Genomic DNA, 21,993 nt, shown 5'->3' with positions numbered 1-21,993 from the left:
TGTGCATGTGGCGCCCGATCGGCACGCCGTGCACCGATGCCCCGGAGGACACGGCGAACGGGAACAGCCCGCAGAGCTGGCTGGTGGTGGCGGCGTAGCGGACGCCCGCCTCGACATGCGCCGCGCGGCCACCGCCCCGTATCGGCCATCCCCAGCGTCGGGGGACGGGCCGGTCGCGGAAGCTCAGTGCGGGGTCAACGTGGGTGTCCTGCATGGGAGTCTCCTCAGCCTCGGGCCTGGGGTTCAGCGCCGTGTGCGGTTGCGAGCTGTTTCGGCGGGGTTGATGCCGACGCCGAGGGCGGCGGCGAAGCCGGCCGCCTGCGCGCCGCGCAGGCGGCGGAGCCGGAGCTTGGACTGCCCGGCGCGCTGCTCGAGGTCGGCGACCGCGGCGGGAAGGTCGTCGGGGTCGGTGACCGTCATGGTGAGGTACACGGTGAACCGGCCGACGCCGGCGCCCTCGGCTTCCTCGCGGGCTGACTGGAGGGCGCGGTCGCGGTCGTCGCGTTCGCGCTGGGTCTCGTCGCGGTGGGTTCGGGCGGCCCAGGCTCGCCGGATCTGTCCGGAGGTGACCTCGGCCTCGACCTTGGCGGCGGCGTGGTCGGCGGGGTACGGCTCGTAGAGCCAGGTCACGCGCCGCGGGTACGGGCCCGGGGTCAGGAGCGAGGCGAGGACGCGGGGGGCGACGGCTTGGCGGGGCGCCTCGCGCAGCGCCCAGGACACCGAGATGCCCGAGTCGTGGCGGTAGGTGTCCCAGCTCTCCAGTGCGGCGACCGGCCCGGCCTCGGACCAGGCGAGTATCGCGGCGCGGTCGTCGAGGCGGGTGATCTCGGATCGAGCGGCTGGATCGAAAGCGACGCGGATACGCCCGGTCAGCCAGCTCGTCGTCGCCCGGCCCAGGACCGCAACGCCGCAGGCGCCGAGACCGGTCTCGATGCCGGGCAGCCAACGGCCGACATCGACCACGGCCGACAACAGGTCCGTGGGTCGGGGGTTGGCGCGGTTCGGGTCGAACACGACAGACATCCGTGCGTCGACCTCGGACGCCGTCGTCGGCGTGATCGCGATGAGCTCGTCGAGCACCGTTCGCGACAACGCGGGTGCCCGCGGGTTGAGCGCGGCCGCGACGTGGTCGCGCATCGTGGTACCACCGCTGGGCGCCGTGTCCACGGTGACCGCGACGTGCTGGACGAGCGGCTGGTAGCCGAGGTCGGCGAGGAACACGCCCCAGGACGCGACCCACAGGTCGGTCTGCGCCGCATCGGCGAGGTCGAGACCGATGGGGGAGCAGCGCAGGACCGCGGTGAGCGTCCCCGAGTTCCGGTCCCACAGCAGCGCGTGCCGCCCGCCGCGCCCGTCGTCGACATCGAGGGGGACCAGCGGGGCGAGGACACCAGGCAGGTCGTACGCGCGTGGGTGATCGGTGAGAACCCCTGCCGACAGCTCGGTCCACCCGCCGGCGCGGGCCCGGCTGAACCGGAACCGTCGCGTCAGGGCCTCCGCGGCGGTGACGCCGCCGACGCGGACCACGACCGCGCCGACGACGACCACGCCGATCCCGGCCAGCGGCAGCGCCGCACGCGGCACCGTCGAGATCGCCAGAACGGGTGCGAGGACGGCGAGGAACACCGCGACCGTCGCTGAGGTCGACAGCGACCCGATGCCCCAGCCGCGCTCGGGGCGCCAGTTGCCGTAGAGCCGCGGACCCTCCGCGCGCCCGTCGGAATGGGCGGTCATGGCGGCCCGCCCGAATCCGGGGAGCCCGACGTCATGCCTGTTCCGACCGTCTTGGTGACTTGGGCCGCGAGAACTGCAGCACCGGCCACGGAGCCGGCCGCCGCGCCGGCTGCGGCCCCGGTTCCCCCGGAGGCGGCACCCGGGGCGGCGCCTGCCGGTGCTGGCGCGCCGGGCCCGGCCGAGCCGGGCCCGGACGCGTCCAGGTCCACGGCCCGCTGCACGGCGGGTGAGCGCCCGGATCCCTGGGCCAGCGCGATCGCGCCCGCGGCGCCGATGAAGCCGGATCCGCCTCCGCCCGAGCCGGCGATCTGTGTCCCGGACCAGGAGAAGAACTTCAGCATGATCGGCATCGCGATGACGGCGAGGAGCAGCACCATGATCCCGGCGATCTGGGTGGAGACGTCGCCCGGCGCGTTGGAGTTCGGCGAGGACAGGTAGGAGAACCCGATGTAGTAGATGAACGCCGCGGCCGGCTTGTAGAGGACCATCGCGAGCAGCCAGACGATGAGCTTGTCGAGCCAGCCTCGCGTCGACTTCGTCAGCGACCCGGACGCGGCCAGCGGGAGCATCGCGGCCAGCACGAGCAGCCCGGCCTGACGCATCGCCATCAACAGCCACTGGATCAGCGACAGGATGGCCGCGAGGACTGCCACGATCAACGTGACGAACACGTTGTCACCGGGCGCGGTCAGGGCGTCGACCATGAACAACGCGAAGTTGTTCGCGGCGTCGGCCAGCAGTTGCACGGCCAGCGCGTCACCGGCCTGCAACGCCAGGTGCAGCGTTGTGAGCCCGAGCGCGGACACCACAGCGAAGCGGAACAGCCCCGTGGCGACCATGATCAGCGGCTCGGCCTTGCGGGACAGGATCAGCCGGATCGCCTGGACCAGCACCGAGCCGACCAGGACCGCGCCGACGACCCAGCTCGTCGCGCCCTGCGCGGCGATGACCGCGGAGTCGCGGGGATCAACGCTGTCGGTGGTCGCCCACCACGTCGAGGTGGAGACGACCAGGTCCGCGGCGCCCTGGGCGACGGTGGCGACCAGCCCATCAAGAACGCCCCCGACGGCCTGGCCCGCCTTGCAGCCGAGGTCGAACGTCCCGCACTCCTCCTGCGCCTGGGCCAGCACCGTGATCACGGCAGGGCTCCGAGCAAGACGTAGCCGGTGGTGTCCGGGTGCAGGGACGGACGCGGTGTCGGGACGCGAAGTCGCCAGTCCCCGTTGTCCCACCGAAGCGTCAGGTCGACGCGGGCCAGGCCACCGGCGTTACGGGCCTGTTCGGTGTCGGCGAGCAGCGACACCACGACGTAGTCGCCACGCGGATCACCGGCGATGATCCGGTAGTACAACGACCGTGCGGCCGTCGGGGGTCCCGACGCCGCCGAATCCGACGCCGGCAACTCGCCGCGTAGGCGCGCGAGCATGCCGGCCGGGTCACCCCAGGCCTGCTCCGTGAGAGTCGCCTCATAGACCGCTGGTCCGGCAGCCGAGCTGACGCGCGGTGGGAGGTTGCTGGCCGCGAGTGCAGCGCCGAGCTCGTCATGGGTGAACCCCGCAGCGCGACCGTCTTCGATGAGTGCCGGGCCGTGGCGTTGGGAGACGGCGGCAACCCCGCCTGGAACCCGGGTCAGGCTCACCACATCCGGTGGTGCAACGACCTCGGCCTGGTCGGTCGGCGCGGACAGTGCCAGGCCGAGCACCAGCAAGGAGGTTGTCAGGCCGGCTGCGGCGAGAGCGTGACGCGGACGGCGCGGATGGCGGTCGTCGATAGCTCGCGCGAGGCTCATCGTCTCGTCCGCCTATACCTGGAACGCGCCGACGATGACGGCCGCGACGGAGGCCAACGCGAGCCCGCCCAGGATCCACGCCGATCCGACGAGCCCTTCGTAGGCGGTCGCGGACCGGTTCCGCCGCCCGATGATGATCATCACCGCGCAGACCAGGATGCCGAGCACCCCGGAGAACAGGACCCCCCACTTCAACCAGCCCAGAATCTGGTCGGCGAAGTCGCCGAGCCCGGGCGGCACCGTGGCGTCAGGGTTCGGCGGTGCGACGACAAGCCAGGCGGTGCTCAGGCTATGCAGATCGATCTTCACGATGAGGATTCCCTTCGGCTGAACGGCGTGTGGCGTGCTGCTGTATGCCCGACTGCTGTCGCGGGTGCGCGGGGACCTGCGCCGAGTGCGGCTTTCAGCTCCCCGATGGCGCGGGCGTATCCGCGAGCAGGGCGTGGCATCTCGTCGATCGATCGGCCGAGGATCTGGCGGAGGCCGTCGAGCGGAGCCGCGGAAGCGCGCCAGAGGCCGACGTGCGGCAACAACACCACCGCGGCAGCGTGAGGTTCGAGCAGGCGCAGCCGCGCGAGGAGCGCGCGGGTCGGCCGCGTCCCATCGACCGCCGTCACCGCGAGGACCGGCCGAAACCCGACCCCATTGACCAGCTGCGCCGCCCGACCCGCCCGAATCACCGAGTCGGCGGTACTCCGACACACGAGGACGTCGACTGCACGCCCGGTGAACACCCCGCAGTCCGAACCGCTCAACGCAACGGCGACCGTCGTCGTTCCTACGCCACCGCCGACCCCGGCAATGGAGGGCCTGCGGGGCTGGTCGGAGCGACGCGTAGCCTGTTCGGACATCAGATTCCCTGGATCGAGATGAGCTGGTCGACCAACAGAGTGCGATTACTTCGGACCGGCTGCGTTCCCCCTGGGTGTCGGGCGGGTTGGGGAACTGCGGGGCACAGCTGCGGACTCCAGTTGGTAGCGCGCGCTTCGCGTTCCAGTTCATATGCGGCGGCGTGGGTGCGGCACTGCAGCAGTGCCGCCGCCAGGCCGGCCGGGCGACGCGGTGCTGCAGTAGTGGCGCGACCTGTTCGGCGGCAGTCGAATGGCCCGACCCGGCCGTGCGCCGCTATGTCCCGGTCACGACCGTTTCTCGATCTGCCCAGAGCGTCCGCGGGCAGCACAGGTGGGCAGCGGGGCGGCTGCGCGAGGGGCGAGGGAGTGCAGCACCGTCCATATCACGACAACGAACACGACGGCAGGTAAATTTTGCTGGTCAGTCCCCTGCGGGACCGACCCAGGGCTTTCCGTCGATGGCGAGGTCCTCGACCCAGCCGCGGTGGTGCAGCCGCCTTCTTCCGGGCCCCAGCACCGTGCTGGTGGCCCCGGGCGCCCTGGAGTCGATGCTGACCGTCCATCCACGTTGCCGATCGAGTCGTCTTGGACGGTGACTTGGTCCAAGACGCGTTCCCAGGTGTCGTCCGCGGTCCAGATTCGCAAGCGTTCGTGCGCGGTCTTCCACACGAATGCCCGTGAGCAGGGCCGAGGAGGGGCCGCCTGGTCGTGGCCAAACAGCAGTGCTGCCCGTTCCTCTCCTTCGACCTGAAGTTCGCCAGCAGGTGGATCGTGTTGACCGCACGTGCGACCGAGGGTGGCGAAGCGTTCGTGGCCGCACTGTCCGACCACGGCCCGGAGCAGGGAGCCTGTCCGTGCTGATTGCCCGCTCGGTCGTCCTGTTCCTCGTCGCCGCCCTGTTCGAGATCGGCGGGGCGTGGCTGGTGGCAGGGCGTCCGCGAGCACCGCGGCTGGATCTGGATCGGTCTCGGCGTCGTCGCACTCGGCGTCTACGGGTTCGTCGCGTCCCTGCAGTCCGACGCGCAGTTCGGTCGGATCCTCGCGGCCTACAGAGGGGTCTTCGTGGCCGATTCGCTGGCCTGGCGCATGGGCGCCGACGGCTACCGGCCCGACCGTTACGACGTCATGGGTGTAACTGGTCTGCCTCGCCGGCGTCGCCGTGATCATGTACGCACCCGGGTCCGAAGCTGCGTGATCGCGCACGTCCCCGGCCCTTGTTTAGACGAACGTCGAGTTCGCCAGCTGTTCACTTGGCAAGCTGGCTAGATCGCGGTGAAGATAGGCGGGTGTTGAAACAGGAGCGGCAGCTGTGTTCGTCGGTGCGGACGCGCGCGCCGCTGACCGCCGAGGAGGCGGTGGAGCTGGCGTCGGCGTTCAAGGCGCTGGGTGACCCGGTGCGGCTGCGGCTGCTCTCGCTCATCGCCGCGCACGAGGGCGGCGAGGCGTGCGTCTGCGACCTGACCGGCTCCTTCGAGCTGACCGGCCCGACCATCAGTCACCACCTCAAGGTCCTGCGCGAGGCCGGCCTGATCGTGGGCGAGCGCCGGGCGACGTGGATCTACTACCGGGTGGTGCCCGACCGCATCCAGCTGCTCTCCGACGTCCTCGTCCCGTCGAGCGCCGCGGTGACGGCATGACCGCCACTCCGGAGGCCGACGCGCCCGTCGTCGCCCGGCTCTCCACGCTCGACCGCTTCCTGCCGGTCTGGATCGTCGCCGCGATGGTGGTCGGGCTCGTCGCGGGGCGGCTCGTCCCGGGGCTGGGCGCCGCGCTCGGTGCGGTCGCGATCGACGGCGTCTCGCTGCCGATCGCGGTCGGGCTGCTGGTGATGATGTACCCGGTGCTGGCCAAGGTCCGCTACGACCGCCTCGACACCGTCACCGGCGACCGCCGCCTGCTCGTCGCGTCCCTGGTCCTGAACTGGGTCCTCGGTCCGGCGCTGATGTTCGCCCTGGCCTGGCTGATGCTGCCCGACCTGCCCGAGTACCGCACCGGCCTGATCATCGTGGGGCTCGCCCGCTGCATCGCGATGGTGATCATCTGGAACGACCTGGCGTGCGGCGACCGCGAGGCCGCGGCGGTGCTGGTCGCGATCAACTCCGTGTTCCAGGTGTTCGCGTTCGCGGTGCTCGGCTGGTTCTACCTGTCGGTCCTGCCCGGGTGGCTGGGCCTGCCCCAGGCCGACCTGGACGTCTCGCCCTGGCAGATCGCGGTGTCCGTGCTGATCTTCCTGGGCGTGCCGCTCGTGGCCGGCTACCTCAGCCGGCGGCTCGGGGAGCGCGCCAAGGGCCGGGACTGGTACGAGACGCGGTTCCTGCCCGTGATCGGCCCGTTCGCGCTCTACGGGCTGCTGTTCACCATCGTCGTGCTGTTCGCGCTGCAGGGCGACGCCATCACCTCGCGTCCGCTCGACGTCGCCCGGATCGCGCTGCCGCTGCTGGTCTACTTCGCCGTCATGTGGGCGGGGTCCTACGCACTGGGCAGGGCGATCGGACTGGGCTACGAGCGCACCACCACGCTCGCGTTCACCGCGGCGGGCAACAATTTCGAGCTCGCCATCGCGGTCGCGATCGCCACGTTCGGCGTCACCTCGGGCCAGGCGCTGGCCGGGGTGGTGGGGCCGCTGATCGAGGTGCCCGTGCTCGTCGGGCTCGTCTACGTCTCACTGGCGCTTCGCCGCCGCTGGCGCACCGGCGCCGGCCGTCCCACGACCTGAGTCCCTCCCCGTCCGCCCATCGCTTCCAGCAGGAAGAAGGCCGTCGTGACCAGCACCTGGCACCGCGACACCCTGTCCATCGACCAGCGGCTCGCCCTGAAGACCGCCGCGGGCAACCTCGCCCGGCAGTTCGACGGGACGTTCGGCACCGAGACCATCGAGCGGTTCCTGCACTCCTCCTACGACGAGTTCGCCGGTCGCGCGGTCGTGCTCAACTACCTGCCGCTGCTGGCGGAGAAGTTCGCCCGCCAGCGCCTGCAGGCGCTGGCCAGGGTCGAGGGCCGCAGCAGCGACGGCCGCCCGGTGGTGCTGTTCCTGTGCACCCACAACGCCGGGCGCTCCCAGATGGCGCTCGGGTTCTTCACCCACCTCGCCGGGGACCACGCGATCGCCTGGTCCGGCGGCTCGGAGCCCGGTACCTCGGTGAACCCCGCCGCGGTGGCCGCGATGGCCGAGCGGGGCATCGACATCTCCGCCGAGTACCCCAAGCCCTGGACCGACGAGATCGTCCGGGCCGCCGACGTGGTCATCACCATGGGCTGCGGCGACGCCTGCCCGGTCTTCCCCGGCCGCCGCTACGAGGAGTGGGTCCTCGACGACCCCGCCGGACTCACCGTCGACGACGTCCGCCCGATCCGCGACGAGATCGAGCGGCGGGTCCGCGTCCTGCTCGCCGAGCTCGTCCCCGCCGCCCGATGACGGAGCAGACGGTGACCGTCCCCGAGGTGCTGTTCGTCTGCGTGCACAACGCCGGCCGCTCGCAGATGGCCGCCGCGCTGCTCGCGCACCACGCCGCCGGCGCCGTGCGGGTCGCCTCCGCCGGGTCCGCGCCCGCCGACACGATCAACCCGGCCGTGCGGGAGGTGATGGCCGAGATCGGGCTGGACCTGTCGCGGGAGGTCCCGAAGAAGCTGTCGACCGACGCCGTCGAGGCGGCTGACGTGGTGATCACCATGGGCTGCGGCGACGCCTGCCCGGTCTTCCCCGGCAAGCGCTACCTCGACTGGGAGCTCACCGACCCCGCCGGGAAGGGCCTCGAGGACGTCCGCCCGATCCGCGACGACATCGACGCCCGGGTCCGCGCGCTGCTGGCCGAGCTGACGGTCCGGTGACCCCGTCCGTGCTGTTCGTCTGCGTCCGCAACGGCGGCAAGTCCCAGATGGCCGTCGACGTCGTGGTCACGCTGGGCCGGGAGGCGCGGCTCGACGTCCCGCCCGGCACGGACCTGCGCCACTGGAACACCGACGAGCCGTCCGAGCGGGGCATCGACGGCGTCGAGCAGACGCGGCTGGTCTGCGACCACATCGACGGGCCGCGGGTGCGGGACCTGCTGCAGGAGCTGCCTCCGGCCACGTGACATCGCTCCCGACGAAGTTTGCATCGATAGTGTCGATGCCATCGGATGCGTCTGATTACCTGCCTCTCGTCGGCAAGGACGCGGACACCTAAGCATTCGGTCGTGGCGTGGCGCAGCGCCTGATGACTGACTTGCGGGGATCCCACCGCGAGAGCGTGCTGTGGTTGTTGTTCGGAGGACGCTCCGGCAGGATCGCCGCGCAGAGGAGGGGAGGGGGATGAGGGGCATCGATTTCCGGCTCCTCGGTCCTCTGGAGGTCCACGTCGGTGGTGAGCCGGTGCGGGTGCCCGGTGCGGCCGAGCGGGCGCTACTGGCGCTGCTTCTGCTGGCGGGGCGGCACGCCGTACCCGCGACGACGCTCGTCGACCAGCTCTGGGGGTCCGCGGAACTTCCCGTTGATCCGATGAACGCCCTGCAGCTGCGGGTGTCCAAGCTGCGCCGGTTCCTGTCGGCTCACGGCGAGGACGTCGTCGTGCGTGACGGTGTCGGGTACCGGATGGACGTCGATCCGGACGCGGTGGACGTGCAGCGGTTCGTCGGGGCCGTGCGCCGGGGGCGGGCACTGGCGAGGGTCCGGGAGGCGACCGGCGCGGTACGCGCACTGGGCGAGTACGATGCCGCGTTCCGTCTGTGGCGCGGCGACCCGCTCATCGACTTCGTGACGCACGAGTGGGCGGCGATCGAGGCGACGAGGCTCTCGCAGATGCGGCTCGCCGCCTTGGCTGAACGGGCCGAGATCGGTCTCGGCATCGGTCGGCACGGCGAGGTCGCAGCAGATCTCGGTCCTCTGGTGGCCTCGGAGCCGACGCAGGAGCGACTCGTCGGTCTGCTCATCACGGCGCTGTACCGCGACGGTCGACAGGCCGAGGCGCTCGAGGTCTTCGCCCGGACGCGGGCGGTGCTGGCCGATGAGCTCGGCCTGGAGCCGTCCGCGGAATTGCGTGCGCTGCACCAGCGCGTCCTGCGCCAGGATCCGCGACTCGATCCGGCGCCGGCAATCCCTGATCCAGGCGCTGAGGCCGCTGCTTCCTCCCGACCCGCAGGCAACATCCCGGCCGAGGTCACACCCCTTGTCGGTCGCGCCGACGAGCTCTTCTCGATGGGTGAGCTCCTCGGCTCGACGCGGTTGCTGACGCTGGTGGGGCCGGGTGGTGCGGGGAAGACGGCATTGTCGCTCGCGCTGGCTCGGAGCCGGACGTCGGCGTACCCGGACGGAGCATCGGTGGTGGGGCTGGCCGCGGTGGCGGCCGCGGGCGACGTGGCCCTGGCGGTGGCGGACGCGCTCGGCGTGCCGCTGGACGGCGGGGCGCACGGATCGAAGGCGAGCACGCGGCTCGTGTCCTACCTCGCGCGGCGTGAGCTGCTGCTGGTGCTGGACAACTGCGAGCACGTCATCGATGCCGCTGCCCGGCTCGCCGTCGAGATACTCGCGGGCTGCCCGCGCGTGACGATCATGGCCACCAGTCGAGAGGCTCTCGCTGTCCCGGGCGAGGTGCAGGTGATGGTGGCCCCGCTGGCCGTCCCACCGGTCGGGACAGCGCCGGAACGGGTGCTGAGCTACCCGGCGGCCGAGCTGTTCGTGCAGCGCGCGGCGGCCGTCCGCCGCGGGTTCCGACTCGACGACAGCGATCTCGTCGCGGTGGCCCGGGTGGTGACCGCCCTGGATGGGATGCCGCTCGCTCTGGAGCTGGCCGCCGCGCGGGCGTCGTCGCTGTCGCCCACCGAGCTCGCCGACCGGCTGGCCGACCGCTTCGCGCTGCTGCGAGGTGGGGCCCGCACGGCCGACGCGCGGCACCGGGCGCTGCGGGCGACCGTCGACTGGAGCCACACCTTGCTGACCGGACCGGAGCAGGTCCTGTTCCGACGGATGGCTGTGTTCCACGGTGGGTGGACCCTGGACGCCGCCGAGGCGGTCGCCGCCGGTCCCGGGGTCGAACGGAACCAGGTGCTCGACCTGCTGGGTCGGCTCGTCGACCAGTCCATGGTCATCGCAGAGCCCGGGCTCCCGACCCGCTACCGCATGCTGCAGACACTGCAGCAGTACGCGGACGAGCAGCTCGAGACAGCCGGCGAGCGCGACGACGTCGCTGCTCGGCACGCCGGCTGGTTTCGGGAGCTCGCCGAGACCGCCGAGGACTCGCTGCGCGGACGGGGCCAGCGCCTGACACTGCGGCGGTTGCGTACCGAGCAGTCGAACCTGCGCGCGGCGTTGGCCTGGCTCGGGGCCGACCCGTCCCGGCTGGAGAAGAGGCTCCGTCTGGCCGGCGCGCTGGGCTGGTTCTGGCACCTGGGGCGGCACATCGAGGGCCGGGCCATCCTGCGCGGGCTCCCGGGAGAGGGCGGATCACCGGCCGCACGGGCGCGGGCGCTGCAAGCCGTGTCGCTGGTGGAGCGGCCTCGGGCCTGTCTGGTGCATCCGAGTCCCCGTTGCGAGGAGGCAGCGCGGACGAGCCTTGCCCTGTTCTCGGAGATCGGGGACGCGAGACGGGCGGCGGTGTCGCGCGTCCTGCTCGCCGTGCAGGGTGTGACGGGCGTCGACCCGGACGGCTCCGAGCGGCTGCTGGAGGAGGCCGAGGAGCAGTTCACCCGCGACTTCGACCATTGGGGGCGCGCCGTTGTGGCGTTCGTCCGGCTGGAGACCTTCCTCAAGGCCGGTGACGAGGACCGGGCCCTCCCCGCAGGGCGGGCGGCCGCGGATGCGTTTCGCGCGCTCGACGATCCGTGGGGCCTGTCCGCGGTGCTGTACCACCTGGGGTGGGGTCTGCGGCAGCTCGGGCGGTACACCGAGGCGGTCCCGGTCCTGGAAGAGGCCATCGCCGTCGCGGCCTCGGCGGATCTGCACAACACGGTGCAGTGGGCGCTCGCCGACCTCGGCATCGCTCACGTGCACCTCGGCCATCCCGGATCCGCTCGGCGGTGCTTCGACCGGGCGCGCTCGGCGTCCGAGCAGGTCGGCGACGGGGCGGGCGAGGTGCTCGCCGCCTTCGGGTACGCCGTGCTGGCCAGCACGGCGGGGGAATGGGGGGCGGCTCGAGCCGGCTTCGCGGACGCCCTCGCCGGGTTCAGCGCGCTCGGTACGCCCCTCCCCGCTGGACTCGCCCTCGCGGGTCTCGCCCGGTGCGACGAGGAGGACGGGCTGGTCGACGCGGCGGAGGACCGTTACCAGCAGGTTCTGCGCGCGGGTGAGGACACGGGCGAACCCGATCTGACCGCCAGAGCGCTGGAGGGACGTGCTCGCATCGCGGCGACGCGCGGAGACACCCTGCGGGCCGCGACGTTGTCGGCCCGTGCCGCGGCGGTCCGGGCCGAGGCGCACCGGCCGTTGCCGCCGCACGAGAGGGCCGAGGCCGCCCGCACTCCCTGAACCGGGGAACATGGTCAGGGAAGCGCGCTGGCCGGGAAACCGGCCTCCCGCAACGCGACGACCACCTCCGCGACGGTCATCGTTCCCCTCAGCGTGACGATGCCGGCAGCGGCGTCCGCGGTGATCGTCTCGACTCCGGGGACGTCGCAGAGGTGCCGGCTGACCGCGCGCACGCAGTGCCGGCACGACATGGCCGGTACCGAGACCCGCAGCGTCTGCATGGCGACTCCATCGCTTCCGTGACCGTCACGAGCGTGGGGGCCGGTGCTGTCCGGGTGCTGTCCGGCGTGGACAGCGCGCCCCGCCGTGGGACAGCACGAGGACAGACCGGGCACGCACTCTCCGTCGCGTCAGATCCCTTCACCTTGGAGCGCTCGATGGACGCGACCACCACTTCCACACCCCTCCGACGGCGATGGGGTCTCCTCCTCATCGCCACCGCACAGTTCATGGTCATCATGGATACGTCGATCATCGGGGTCGCCCTGCCGAAGATGCAGGCAGACCTCGGCTTCACCCCCGAGGGCCTGTCCTGGGTGTTCAACGCCTACGTCGTCGCGTTCGGTGGGCTGCTGCTGCTCGGCGGGCGCCTGTCGGACCTGTTCGGCGCGCGGCGGATCTTCGCCATCGGCTGGCTCACCCTGCTCGTCGGGTCCGTCGTGGCCGGCGCCGCGGGCAGTGCCGGCTGGGAGCTCCTCGGGCGCGCCGTGCAGGGCGCGGGCGCCGCGCTGATCGCGCCCGCGGCCCTCACGCTACTGATGATGATCTTCGGGTCCGAGCCCCGCGAGCTGACGAAGGCACTCGCGCTGTACGGCGCCGCCGCCCCGGCCGGCGGGACCGCCGGGGTGTTCCTCGGCGGCGTCATCACCGAGTACGTCAGCTGGCCGTGGGTGTTCTACCTCAACGTCCCGATCGCGCTGCTCGTGCTCGCGGCCACCCCGGCCCTGATGCCCGCGGGCGGCCGACGGAGCGGCGCTGTCGACGTCGCCGGTGCCGTGACCGTCACCGCCGGTCTCGCCCTCGCCGTGTTCGGGATCGTGCAGGCGCCGGAGACGGGGTGGGCGTCCGCGACGACGCTGGTCACGCTCGGCGGCGCCGCGCTGCTGCTCGCGCTGTTCGTCGCCATCCAGAGCCGCCGCGCAGAACCGCTGATGCGGCTGGGCATCTTCCGGGCGCCGAACCTCGCCGCAGCCAACGTTGCGCAGCTCCTGCTCGGGGCGGCCTGGATCCCCATGTGGTTCTTCCTGAACCTCTACCTGCAGCAGGTCCTGGGATACACAGCGTTCCCGAGCGGAGCGGCGCTGCTGCCCATGACGATCGTGATCATGCTCGGGATGATCGTCCTGGCACCGCGGCTGATCGCCCGCTTCGGCCCCAGGACGCTCACGGTCAGCGGGCTCGCGGTGCTCGCCGCCGGCATGGCCTGGCTCGCGATGGTCCGACCCGACGGCAGCTTCCCGGTCGACGTCCTGCCGGCCTCGATCGTCGCCGCGCTGGGCATGTCGATGGCCTTCATCCCCACGCTGGGCACCGCGCTGTCCGCGGCGCGCCCCGAGGAGGGGGGGCTGGCGGCGGGGATCGTCAACACCAGCTACCAGGTCGGGTCCGCGCTCGGGCTCGCCGCGATCACCGCGCTGGCCACGAGCCAGGGCGCGGGCCGGCTCGGTGACCTGACCGCCCTGACCGACGGTTACTCGGCCGCGTTCATTGGAGCCGCCGTGCTGGCCGCGGCCGGCGCCGTCCTGGCCGCCGTCCCCCTGCGCACCTCCCGCCCCGCCAGCCAGTCCCAGCCGGCAACGACCGCCTGAGCGAAGGAAACCATCATGCACACCACCCATCCCGTCCTCATCGCCTATGACGGATCGCCCGACGCCCGCGCGGCGGTCAAGGTCGCCGGGCACCTCTTCCCCGGCGCGCCGGCTGTCGTCCTCTACGCCCGCGAACCGCTCGAGGCCGTTGCCGCCCACCTCGAGAACCACCCGGCGATCGAGGAGTTGCGCGCCGACGACGCCCGCACACTCGACGGCTCGGAACGGGTCGCTGACGAGGGTGCCCGGGAGGCCAGGGCCGCCGGGCTCGACGCCGCACCGCGGGTCGCAGCCATCGGGCAGACCGCTGCCGAGGCGATCGTGGAGGCCGCCGACGCCGTTGACGCCTCCGCGATCGTGCTCGGCTCCCGCGGTCGCCGCGGGCTGCGGGCCGCCGTCCTCGGCAGCACCTCGACCACGGTCCTGCACCACGGCCACCGCCCGACCCTCGTGGTCCCGCCCGCCGGCGTCACCGGCGCTCCGCGCTCGGTTCGGACGAGCTGACGCCGGCCCGCCGCGCCGGTCGCCACCCGGCGCGGCGGTCGGCCCCCGATCCCCTCTCACGGAAGGCCACCCCCATGCCCCGCCTACGTCCCCTGGATCCCGACACCGCACCCGCCGCTTCAGCCCGGCTCCTCGGCGAGATCATCCACCAGCACGGCGACGCCGGAACCATGGTCCGCACCATGGCCCACTCCCCGGCCCTGCTCCAGGGCTACCTCGAGCTCTCCCGCGCGATGAAGCGGGCTGCCGTCCCGCGCCCGCTCGGTGAGAAGATCTCACCCGCCCTGCAGGAGTGGATCGCCTGCGAACTGTGCCTCGCTGCGCACACCGCCGCCGCGCGCGCGGTCGGCCTCAGCGGGACCGACATCGCGCTCGCCCGGGAGGGCACGGCGACCGACGCCCGCGAGGCGGCCCTCATCACCTACGCAGTGCGGGTGCTCACCGAACCCGACTCCCTGCGCGACACCGACCTCGCCGAGCTGCGCGGGCACGGCTGGAGCGACCGCGTCCTCGCCGACGTCATCGGCCTCGTCGCGCTCAACCAGCTGACCGGCTCGTTCAACCTCGTTGCCGGTCTGAACCCGGCCGAACCCTCCTCCGGCGCGGCGTGACGGCGAGGACCCCCGATGGACACCGGTCACCAGCGTCCTACGTGAATCATTCGGGTACCATACCCCCCTATGGTATACTCAACGAGCCGGCGGAAGGAGTGGCCATGAACGGCTACGCGCAGGACAAGGACGCCTACCTCAAGCGCATGCGGCGCATCGAGGGCCAGGTGCGCGGCATCGCCAAGATGATCGAGGACGACAAGTACTGCATCGATGTGCTGACGCAGGTGTCAGCCACCACCAAGGCGCTGGAGGCCGTGGCACTGGGTCTGCTCGATGAGCACCTCAAGCACTGCGTCACCCAGGCAGCGGCTGAAGGCGGCGACGTCGCGAACCAGAAGGTGGCCGAGGCGAGCGCCGCCATCGCCCGCCTCGTGAAGTCCTGAGACAAGGAAGAGAACTGATGAACCAGAGCACCTACACCGTGACGGGAATGACCTGCGACCACTGCGTCGCCTCGGTCACCGAGGAGATCGGTGAGATCGACGGCGTGCAGGACGTGGTCGTGGACCTGGCATCCGGCGCCGTGACAGTCACCAGCACCGAGCCCCTTGACGACGAGCGCGTCCGCGCCGCCGTCGAGGAGGCCGGCTACAAGCTCGCGAGCTAGCGGGCTCGACCCGAGGATGTGACATGAACACCACAGCGAAGCTGTCCGCCTACGGTGCGGCGCTCGTCCTGCTCGCAGGAGCAGGCTGGGCGACCGGATCCGCTGTCGGTCCCCTCGCCACCGCATCCGCCGCTTCAAGCGGCGAGAACGGCACGATGTCCGGCATGGCGCCCGCGGGCGCCGAGGAAGCCGGACACGGGGACGCACACAGCGGCACCGTCGCGGACGCCGCGACCGACCAGCCCGGCGGATTGGCGTCCAGCGCGGGGGGCTACACCCTCACCCCCGCCGACGTGACGCTCACCCCGGGCACGACGCAAGACCTGACCTTCCGCATCACCGGCCCGGACGGGACCGCCGTCACGGCGTTCGACGTCGAGCACGAGAAGCGGATGCACCTGATCCTGGTGCGCCGCGACACGGCCGGCTTCCAGCACCTCCACCCGGAGATGTCCCCGGACGGCACCTGGACGGCCCCGACGACGGTCGACACCGCCGGGTCCTACCGCGCGTTCGCCGACTTCGTCCCCACCGGTGGCGCGGCCACAACCCTCGGAGTGGATCTCGTGGCGGCCGGAACGTTCGAGCCGGTCGTCCACGCGCCGAGTCGCGTCGCGCAGGTCGACGGTTACTCCGTCGAACTGGCGGGCGACCTGGTCCCGGGACAGTCCTCACCCGTGACCCTCACGGTCAGCAAGGACGGCGTTCCCGTCAGCGACCTGCAGCCCTACCTCGGTGCCTACGGACACCTGGTCGCGCTGCGGCAGGGGGACCTGGCATACCTGCACGTGCACCCCGAGGCCGGCCCGGCCGGACCGCAGATCCCGTTCGTCGCCGAGGTGCCCAGCGCCGGCACCTACCGGCTGTTCCTGGACTTCCGGCACGGCGGTGCCGTGCGCACCGCGGAGTTCACCGTTTCGACCACAGGTGCCGCACCTGTCGTCGCGCCCGCCCCGACGGACGCGCACGGCGAGCCCGGCCACGGCCACTGATCGCGAGAGGAGACCGCACCATGAGCACGTTCACGTCGGCGCCCGAGGGCGCCGCACCCACGACACCGGTCACCGAGATCGAGCTGGCCATCGCCGGGATGACCTGCGCCTCCTGCGCCAACCGGATCGAGCGCAAGCTCAACAAGATCGACGGCGTGACCGCATCCGTCAACTACGCCACAGAAAAGGCCCGGGTGCAGGCCCCCGAGGGCGTCGACCCCGAGACGCTGGTCGCGCAGGTCGAGGCGGCGGGCTACACCGCCGTCCTACCTCGTCCGCCCGCCTCCGGCGACGGTGACGCCGCCGTCGACGAGGTCGACGCGACACGTCCCCTGCGCGACCGCTTGATCACCAGCGCGGCCCTGGCCGTTCCGGTGATCGCACTGGCCATGGTCCCGGCGTGGCAGTTCACCTACTGGCAGTGGATCTCGCTGACGCTCGCTGCACCCGTCGTGACCTGGGCGGCGTGGCCGTTCCACCGCGCGGCCTGGGCGAACCTGCGCCACGGTGCCGCGACCATGGACACGCTCGTGTCGATGGGCGTGCTCGCCGCCTTCGCGTGGTCGCTGTGGGCGCTGCTGTTCGGTACCGCCGGGGTGCCGGGGATGGTGCACCCCTTCGAGCTCACCGTCGCCCCGTCGGACGGGGCGGGCAACATCTACCTCGAGGTCGCCGCGGGAGTCACCACCTTCATCCTCGCCGGCCGGTACTTCGAGGCACGGTCGAAGCGGCAGGCCGGTGCAGCGCTGCGCGCTCTGCTGGAACTCGGCGCGAAGGAGGTCGCGGTCCTGCGCAACGGTGTCGAGCTCCGGATCCCCACCGCTCAACTGGCAGTCGGCGACAGGTTCGTCGTACGGCCGGGCGAGAAGATCGCCACCGACGGCGTCATCGAGCAGGGCTCGTCGGCCGTGGACGCCTCGATGCTGACCGGCGAGTCCGTGCCGGTCGAGGTCGTCCCGGGCGACGTGGTCACCGGAGCCACCGTGAACGCCGGCGGCCGGCTGGTCGTGCGGGCCACCCGCATCGGTACCGACACGCAGCTCGCGCAGATGGCCAAGCTCGTCGAGGACGCGCAGAGCGGCAAAGCCGATGTGCAGCGCCTCGCCGACCGCGTCTCCGGGGTCTTCGTACCGATCGTCATCGCGTTGGCCGCCACGACGCTCGGCTTCTGGCTGGGCGCGGGCGTCGGGACCGCCGCGGCGTTCACGGCCGCGGTGGCGGTGCTGATCATCGCCTGCCCCTGCGCGCTGGGGCTCGCGACGCCGACCGCGCTGCTCGTCGGCACCGGCCGCGGCGCCCAGCTCGGGATCCTGATCAAGGGTCCCGAGGTGCTGGAGTCCACCCGACGCGTGGACACCGTCGTGCTGGACAAGACGGGCACGGTCACGACCGGGCGCATGGCGCTCGTCGACGTGCACGTGGTCGAGGGCGAGAACCCTGATGAGCTGTTGCGGCTCGCGGGCGCGCTCGAGGACGCCTCCGAGCACCCGATCGCGTCGGCGATCGCCCGCGGTGCCCGGGAGCGCGTCGGCGACCTGCCGCCCGCGGAGGAGTTCTCCAACATCGAGGGCCTGGGCGTGCAGGGCGTCGTCGAGGGGCACGCGGTCCTGGCCGGCCGCACGGCGCTCCTGGAGCAGTGGAGCCAGCCGCTGCCCGACGCGCTGGCCGTCCACAAGGCCGCCGCGGAGGACCAGGGGCGCACCGCGATCGCGGTAGCCGTCGACGGCACGGCACGGGCGGTGCTCGTCGTCGCCGACACGGTCAAACCGACCTCGGCCGAGGCGATCGCGCAGCTCCGCGCGCTCGGGCTGACCCCCGTCCTGCTCACCGGAGACAACACCGCCGTCGCACGCAGCGTCGCGGCGGAGGTCGGCATCACCGAGGTGATCGCCGAGGTGCTGCCCGCCGACAAGCTCGAGGTGATCAAGCGGTTGCAGAGCGAGGGCAAGGTCGTCGCGATGGTCGGCGACGGCGTCAACGACGCCGCCGCGCTCGCTCAGGCCGACCTCGGCCTGGCCATGGGCACCGGCACCGACGTCGCCATCGAGGCGAGCGACATCACGCTGGTGCGCGGGGACCTGAGGTCGGTGCCCGACGCGATCCGGCTGTCACGCCGCACGCTGGGCACGATCAAGGGCAACCTGTTCTGGGCGTTCGCCTACAACGTGGCCGCTCTGCCGCTGGCCGCGGCCGGGCTGCTGAACCCGATGATCGCCGGCGCGGCGATGGCGTTCAGCTCGGTCTTCGTCGTCGCCAACAGCCTGCGCCTGCGCGGTTTCACCGCTCAGACCTGAGCCGGCAGCCCGGATGGCACCGGTTCGGTCATCGAGCCGGCGCCACCCGGGCGGCCCCGTCAGGTTCTTCTCGGCCGCTCGGGGTAGTCACACCCCTGGCCGACACGATCAACTGACCGTCCCCACACCCCACGAGGAGCGGTGACATGACCCGAGGAGCGGTGACATGACGCAGTTCGGTCCGGTCCTGGCCCTGCTCGGCGTATCGGTCGCACTGGTCCTCGCGGGCTACGGACTGTCGAGGCTCCTGGCAGTCGCCCGGATCGCCACAGACGTGCCGCCGTTCTCCGGGGGCCTTCCCGCGACCGAGCACGCCGTGTCCCGGTTCCACGTCCGCTGGTACCCCGTGACGCTGGTGTTCCTCGCCTTCGACATGGAGATGCTCTTCATGTACCCGTGGACACTGGTCGTCTCCCGCGTCGGTGTCGCGTCCGTGATCGAGATGTTCCTCTTCCTCGCCATCCTGCTCGCCGGCGTGCTCTACGCCTGGCGGGAGGGAGCACTGCGATGGACCTGACCGCCGTGCTGCTGCGCCTCGGTGCCGCCCGCCCGCACGTCCTGCTCGTACCCGTGCCCGGCGCGATGGACGTCCGGCTCGCCATCGAGGCGGAGCTGACCCACCGGGGCTGGCCGCTCGCCACGAGCCCGGCCGATGCCGACCTGCTGGTCGTCGCGGGCTCGGCCGGACCGGAACTGGCCGCAGTGGTGGAGCGCACCTGGGCGACCGTGCCGGCCCCCCGCGCACGAACCGAGATCAGCATCCCGTCTCGCGCGGTGTCTGCACTCGACGGCGCGGCTGCACTGCTGCGGGATCACGCCCACCAGCGTGCGCATTCACCGGTACCGCACGACCTCGCGACGGTGCAGGAAGCCGAGCACGGTGGTGAGCACGGCGGTGAGCACGGCGGTGAGCACGGCGGCCATCACCATCACGGCGGGGGGATGGACATGCCGGGTGGCCTGCCGATGGCCGACCTGGGGGAGGACCGGGACGGGCTGACCCTGGACCGGCTCCACGTGCCGCTCGGGCCCGTGCTCCCGGATTGGCCCGCCGGACTGGTGCTGCGCGTGACGCTGCAGGGCGACGTCATCCAGCAGGCGCACGCTGAGGTCCTGGACGGGGGCGATCAGCCGGCAGCGGAAGACCTGGGTGACAGCGGTCGTAACGCGGTACGAGAGCTCGACGCGCTCGCGCGGCTGCTCGCCGTCGCCGGGTGGGCGGACCCCGCGGCGCGGGCCCGAAAGCTGCGTGACGAGCTGCACGCCGGTGGCCCGGTGGAGCGGGTCACGGACCGGACCGTCGCGCTGCTGGCGCAGGTACGCCGGTCCCGGACGCTGCGCCGGCTGGTGCGCGGCGTACCGGCCGGCCCCACCGACCTCGCCACTCTGGTCGATCGGCGCCTGGCCGCCGCCGGCGCCGCAGTGCGCGGTGTACCGGGCCCCGCGCCGGCGGTGGTGGAGGACCTCGCCGAGATGGTGGTCGGGGCCGAGCTGGCTGCTGCCCGCCTGATCGTCGCCGCGCTGGATCCGGTCACGGGCCCGGTGCGTCATGAGTGACTCCGCCGGAGTTCTCCCGGTCTGGTCGGTGCTGCTGCTCCCACTGCTGCTGGGTGTCGCCACCTGGGTCGCTGTGGCGTTCGACGCCGCGCTGACCGCCCGCGCCGCCGGGAGCCCCCGCGGGCTCGGCTCAGCCGTGCTGACCCCGGTGCGCGAGACCGCGCGCCTGCTCGTCGGGCAGCGGCGCCGCACCGTCGCCGCCGACACGGTCCTCGGGCGCACGGGTGCAGCCGTGCTCCCGGTGGCCGCACTGCTCGCGGCGGCGGTCCTGCCGTGGGGGCGGCTCGCGGTCGCGGACCTCGACGTCGGGGTCGTGTGGTTCAACGCCATGGAGGTGGTGGCGTGGGCGGCGGTGTGGATGGTCGGGTGGGGCTCGAACAGCGCGCTGTCGCTGGTGGGCGGCTACCGGTTCGTCGTGCAGGGCCTGGCCTACGAGCTGCCCCACATGTTCGCGATCATCACCGTCGCACTGGCGGCCGAGAGCCTGCGGGTCAGCGACATCGTCGAGGCCCAGCAGGATCTCTGGTTCGTCGTTCTCATGCCCGTGGCGTTCGGCGCCTACCTCCTCTCCGCTGCGGCCATGGCGTTCTGGGGGCCCTTCGACGCGCCCGTGCACCGGGACCTGGGCGGGGGAGCGGTGGCCGAGCTGTCCGGGATCGACCGGCTCGTGTTCGCCGGTGGGCGCTGGCTGCTGCTGGTGGTGGCGGCGGCGATGGCGGTGCCGCTGTTCCTCGGCGGTGGCGCCGGCCCGTGGCTGCCCGCGTGGCTGTGGACGGGCCTCAAGACCGCCGCGGTGCTGGCCCTGCTGATCTGGATGCGGCGGCGGGTCCCGACCTTGCGGATGGACCGCTGGACCGAGATCGCGTGGGTCGTGCTGATCCCGTTGACGATCGCCCAGGCGCTGGTCGTCGCGGTGGTCGTGCTGCAGCGAGGGGGGATGTAGGTGTCGTCGATCGTCCTGTTCTGGGTGCTGGCCATCGCCGCGCTGGTCTTCGGCGCACTGGTGTTCCGCCTGGACTCGATGGCCCAGGTGACGTTCGCGCTGCTCGCGTCGTTCCTCGCCGTGGCCGGCCTGGTGCTCTTGCTGGGTCTGAGCTACCTGGGTGTGGTGATCGTGCTGATGATGATCATCGAGATGGTGGTCATGGCCGTGTTCATGATCATGTACATGATGAACCCGGCCGGCCTGATGCCCATGTCGATGTTCCACAACACGAAGGGCTCCGCCGTCATAGCAGCGGTCGTGTTCGTAGCCCTGGCCGCCGGGATCCTGCTCGTCGACTGGCCGACGCGGCAGGGGGAGCCCGCCCAGGATCTGACCCTCGCCCTGGGCGAGGCGCTCATGGGCGGGCAGATGCTGACGATGATGACCCTGGGCGTGACATTGTTCGCCACGATCGTCGCGACCGTCGTGCTCTCGACCCGCCGCGGTCGCTACGACCGGTTCGGCGACGACCTGGACCGCTCGCCCGCCGACGACCCGGCCGGTGGGGGTGTCGGATGAACCTCGAGCTGTTCCTGCTCCTGGCTGCCGGCCTGTTCGCGATCGGGCTGTTCGGCGCGCTGTCGCAGATGTCGATCGTCATGATCATGATGGGGCTCGAGCTGATGCTCAACGGCGTCATCGTCGCCACGGCCGCGTTCTGGTACTACGTCGCGCCCGGCGGCACCGACGGGCAGGTGCTGATCGTCGTGGTGATCACGGCGATGGCGATCGAGATGGCTGCCGGGTTCGCGGTGGCCACCGCGATCTACCGCTCCCGGCAGGTCGACATGACCGACGACGCCGCGGACCTGAAGGGCTGA

23 protein-coding genes and 1 pseudogene are annotated in these 21,993 nt (G+C 72.0%); 19 read left to right on the top strand and 5 right to left on the bottom strand.

Annotated elements, in window-relative coordinates:
- Positions 1-243 precede the first annotated feature (243 nt).
- The 4 genes from I4I82_RS03025 to I4I82_RS03010 are packed head-to-tail and all read right to left on the bottom strand — an operon-like array spanning position 244 to position 3,832.
- Positions 244-1,734, bottom strand: a complete 1,491-nt coding sequence (locus tag I4I82_RS03025) for an SCO6880 family protein (RefSeq protein WP_218595173.1) — start codon at positions 1,732-1,734, stop codon at positions 244-246.
- Positions 1,731-2,873, bottom strand: a complete 1,143-nt coding sequence (locus I4I82_RS03020) for a TrbL/VirB6 family protein (RefSeq protein ID WP_218595172.1) — start codon at positions 2,871-2,873, stop codon at positions 1,731-1,733. Before I4I82_RS03020 ends, I4I82_RS03025 begins: the two co-directional genes overlap by 4 nt.
- On the bottom strand, positions 2,870-3,523 hold the full coding sequence (locus tag I4I82_RS03015) for a DUF8175 domain-containg protein (RefSeq protein ID WP_218595171.1): 654 nt from the start codon (positions 3,521-3,523) through the stop codon (positions 2,870-2,872). Before I4I82_RS03015 ends, I4I82_RS03020 begins: the two co-directional genes overlap by 4 nt.
- Positions 3,524-3,535: 12 nt before the next feature.
- Positions 3,536-3,832, bottom strand: a complete 297-nt coding sequence (locus I4I82_RS03010) for a hypothetical protein (RefSeq protein ID WP_218595170.1) — start codon at positions 3,830-3,832, stop codon at positions 3,536-3,538.
- Between the two features lie 1,396 nt (positions 3,833-5,228).
- Here I4I82_RS03010 and I4I82_RS03005 point away from each other — a divergent pair.
- The 7 genes and pseudogenes from I4I82_RS03005 to I4I82_RS02975 all read left to right on the top strand — a co-directional run bounded on the left by I4I82_RS03005 (position 5,229) and on the right by I4I82_RS02975 (position 11,811).
- Positions 5,229-5,569 (top strand): annotated as a pseudogene (locus tag I4I82_RS03005) (YnfA family protein).
- A 91-nt stretch (positions 5,570-5,660) separates the two neighbouring features.
- Positions 5,661-6,011, top strand: coding sequence for an ArsR/SmtB family transcription factor (locus I4I82_RS03000; protein WP_218595169.1), 351 nt, complete (start codon positions 5,661-5,663; stop codon positions 6,009-6,011).
- Positions 6,008-7,090: an ACR3 family arsenite efflux transporter gene (gene arsB, locus I4I82_RS02995; RefSeq protein ID WP_218595168.1), complete on the top strand. Its 1,083-nt coding sequence runs from the start codon at positions 6,008-6,010 to the stop codon at positions 7,088-7,090. Before I4I82_RS03000 ends, arsB begins: the two co-directional genes overlap by 4 nt.
- 45 nt (positions 7,091-7,135) lie before the next feature.
- Positions 7,136-7,789, top strand: coding sequence for an arsenate reductase ArsC (locus I4I82_RS02990; RefSeq protein WP_218595167.1), 654 nt, complete (start codon positions 7,136-7,138; stop codon positions 7,787-7,789).
- Between the two features lie 11 nt (positions 7,790-7,800).
- Entirely contained in the window at positions 7,801-8,202 is a 402-nt protein-coding gene (locus I4I82_RS02985) for an arsenate reductase ArsC (RefSeq protein ID WP_226369845.1), read from the top strand.
- On the top strand, positions 8,199-8,447 hold the full coding sequence (locus tag I4I82_RS02980; protein WP_218595165.1) for a hypothetical protein: 249 nt from the start codon (positions 8,199-8,201) through the stop codon (positions 8,445-8,447). The genes I4I82_RS02985 and I4I82_RS02980 overlap by 4 nt, the downstream gene beginning before the upstream one ends.
- A gap of 217 nt (positions 8,448-8,664) precedes the next feature.
- Positions 8,665-11,811 (top strand): ATP-binding protein, encoded by a 3,147-nt coding sequence (locus tag I4I82_RS02975; RefSeq protein WP_218595164.1) that lies wholly within the window; start codon positions 8,665-8,667, stop codon positions 11,809-11,811.
- A gap of 14 nt (positions 11,812-11,825) precedes the next feature.
- On the opposite strand, the gene I4I82_RS02970 is transcribed toward I4I82_RS02975, so the two are convergent.
- Complete coding sequence (locus I4I82_RS02970) at positions 11,826-12,032, bottom strand: heavy-metal-associated domain-containing protein (protein ID WP_218595163.1); 207 nt, start codon at positions 12,030-12,032, stop codon at positions 11,826-11,828.
- Between the two features lie 156 nt (positions 12,033-12,188).
- Between I4I82_RS02970 and I4I82_RS02965 the strand changes: the two genes are divergently transcribed.
- From I4I82_RS02965 to nuoK, 12 genes are all read left to right on the top strand, one after another.
- A complete protein-coding gene (locus I4I82_RS02965; protein WP_225920494.1) occupies positions 12,189-13,619 on the top strand; it encodes an MFS transporter in 1,431 nt (476 codons plus the stop codon).
- A 15-nt stretch (positions 13,620-13,634) separates the two neighbouring features.
- Positions 13,635-14,123, top strand: coding sequence for a universal stress protein (locus I4I82_RS02960; protein ID WP_218595161.1), 489 nt, complete (start codon positions 13,635-13,637; stop codon positions 14,121-14,123).
- Between the two features lie 182 nt (positions 14,124-14,305).
- Positions 14,306-14,734, top strand: coding sequence for a carboxymuconolactone decarboxylase family protein (locus I4I82_RS02955; RefSeq protein ID WP_225920493.1), 429 nt, complete (start codon positions 14,306-14,308; stop codon positions 14,732-14,734).
- 104 nt (positions 14,735-14,838) lie between these two features.
- On the top strand, positions 14,839-15,120 hold the full coding sequence (locus I4I82_RS02950; RefSeq protein ID WP_218595159.1) for a metal-sensitive transcriptional regulator: 282 nt from the start codon (positions 14,839-14,841) through the stop codon (positions 15,118-15,120).
- A gap of 17 nt (positions 15,121-15,137) precedes the next feature.
- Positions 15,138-15,344: a heavy-metal-associated domain-containing protein gene (locus I4I82_RS02945; RefSeq protein WP_218595158.1), complete on the top strand. Its 207-nt coding sequence runs from the start codon at positions 15,138-15,140 to the stop codon at positions 15,342-15,344.
- Positions 15,345-15,367: 23 nt separating this feature from the next.
- Positions 15,368-16,336 carry a DUF8832 domain-containing protein gene (locus I4I82_RS02940; RefSeq protein WP_218595157.1) on the top strand — a complete coding sequence of 323 codons (969 nt, stop codon included), beginning with the start codon at positions 15,368-15,370 and terminating at the stop codon, positions 16,334-16,336.
- Between the two features lie 20 nt (positions 16,337-16,356).
- The gene (locus I4I82_RS02935; RefSeq protein WP_218595156.1) at positions 16,357-18,630 is read left to right on the top strand and encodes a heavy metal translocating P-type ATPase; all 2,274 of its coding nucleotides are present in this window, start codon (positions 16,357-16,359) and stop codon (positions 18,628-18,630) included.
- A gap of 166 nt (positions 18,631-18,796) precedes the next feature.
- Positions 18,797-19,147, top strand: coding sequence for an NADH-quinone oxidoreductase subunit A (locus I4I82_RS02930; protein WP_218595155.1), 351 nt, complete (start codon positions 18,797-18,799; stop codon positions 19,145-19,147).
- A 5-nt stretch (positions 19,148-19,152) separates the two neighbouring features.
- Positions 19,153-20,187, top strand: coding sequence for a hypothetical protein (locus I4I82_RS02925; protein ID WP_226369844.1), 1,035 nt, complete (start codon positions 19,153-19,155; stop codon positions 20,185-20,187).
- Positions 20,180-21,130 (top strand): complex I subunit 1 family protein, encoded by a 951-nt coding sequence (locus I4I82_RS02920; protein WP_218589721.1) that lies wholly within the window; start codon positions 20,180-20,182, stop codon positions 21,128-21,130. The genes I4I82_RS02925 and I4I82_RS02920 overlap by 8 nt, the downstream gene beginning before the upstream one ends.
- Complete coding sequence (locus I4I82_RS02915) at positions 21,131-21,691, top strand: NADH-quinone oxidoreductase subunit J (protein ID WP_218589720.1); 561 nt, start codon at positions 21,131-21,133, stop codon at positions 21,689-21,691.
- Positions 21,688-21,993 (top strand): NADH-quinone oxidoreductase subunit NuoK, encoded by a 306-nt coding sequence (gene nuoK, locus I4I82_RS02910; protein WP_218589719.1) that lies wholly within the window; start codon positions 21,688-21,690, stop codon positions 21,991-21,993. Before I4I82_RS02915 ends, nuoK begins: the two co-directional genes overlap by 4 nt.

The sequence above is a fragment of the Pseudonocardia oceani genome (genome assembly GCF_019263585.2).
Taxonomy (GTDB): domain Bacteria; phylum Actinomycetota; class Actinomycetes; order Mycobacteriales; family Pseudonocardiaceae; genus Pseudonocardia; species Pseudonocardia oceani.
This window is presented reverse-complemented; position numbering and strand designations above follow the sequence as displayed.

Bases quoted from the DNA above. Each gene is read 5' to 3' on its own strand.
- I4I82_RS02945 (WP_218595158.1), top strand. From the start codon at position 15,138: ATGAACCAGAGCACCTACACCGTGACGGGAATGACCTGCGACCACTGC.
- I4I82_RS02975 (WP_218595164.1), top strand. From the start codon at position 8,665: ATGAGGGGCATCGATTTCCGGCTCCTCGGTCCTCTGGAGGTCCACGTC.
- I4I82_RS02930 (WP_218595155.1), top strand. From the start codon at position 18,797: ATGACGCAGTTCGGTCCGGTCCTGGCCCTGCTCGGCGTATCGGTCGCA.
- I4I82_RS03015 (WP_218595171.1), bottom strand. From the start codon at position 3,523: ATGAGCCTCGCGCGAGCTATCGACGACCGCCATCCGCGCCGTCCGCGT.
- I4I82_RS02935 (WP_218595156.1), top strand. From the start codon at position 16,357: ATGAGCACGTTCACGTCGGCGCCCGAGGGCGCCGCACCCACGACACCG.
- nuoK (WP_218589719.1), top strand. From the start codon at position 21,688: ATGAACCTCGAGCTGTTCCTGCTCCTGGCTGCCGGCCTGTTCGCGATC.
- I4I82_RS02965 (WP_225920494.1), top strand. From the start codon at position 12,189: ATGGACGCGACCACCACTTCCACACCCCTCCGACGGCGATGGGGTCTC.
- I4I82_RS03025 (WP_218595173.1), bottom strand. From the start codon at position 1,734: ATGACCGCCCATTCCGACGGGCGCGCGGAGGGTCCGCGGCTCTACGGC.
- I4I82_RS02955 (WP_225920493.1), top strand. From the start codon at position 14,306: ATGGCCCACTCCCCGGCCCTGCTCCAGGGCTACCTCGAGCTCTCCCGC.
- I4I82_RS02920 (WP_218589721.1), top strand. From the start codon at position 20,180: ATGAGTGACTCCGCCGGAGTTCTCCCGGTCTGGTCGGTGCTGCTGCTC.
- I4I82_RS02960 (WP_218595161.1), top strand. From the start codon at position 13,635: ATGCACACCACCCATCCCGTCCTCATCGCCTATGACGGATCGCCCGAC.
- arsB (WP_218595168.1), top strand. From the start codon at position 6,008: ATGACCGCCACTCCGGAGGCCGACGCGCCCGTCGTCGCCCGGCTCTCC.
- I4I82_RS02950 (WP_218595159.1), top strand. From the start codon at position 14,839: ATGAACGGCTACGCGCAGGACAAGGACGCCTACCTCAAGCGCATGCGG.
- I4I82_RS02940 (WP_218595157.1), top strand. From the start codon at position 15,368: ATGAACACCACAGCGAAGCTGTCCGCCTACGGTGCGGCGCTCGTCCTG.
- I4I82_RS02970 (WP_218595163.1), bottom strand. From the start codon at position 12,032: ATGCAGACGCTGCGGGTCTCGGTACCGGCCATGTCGTGCCGGCACTGC.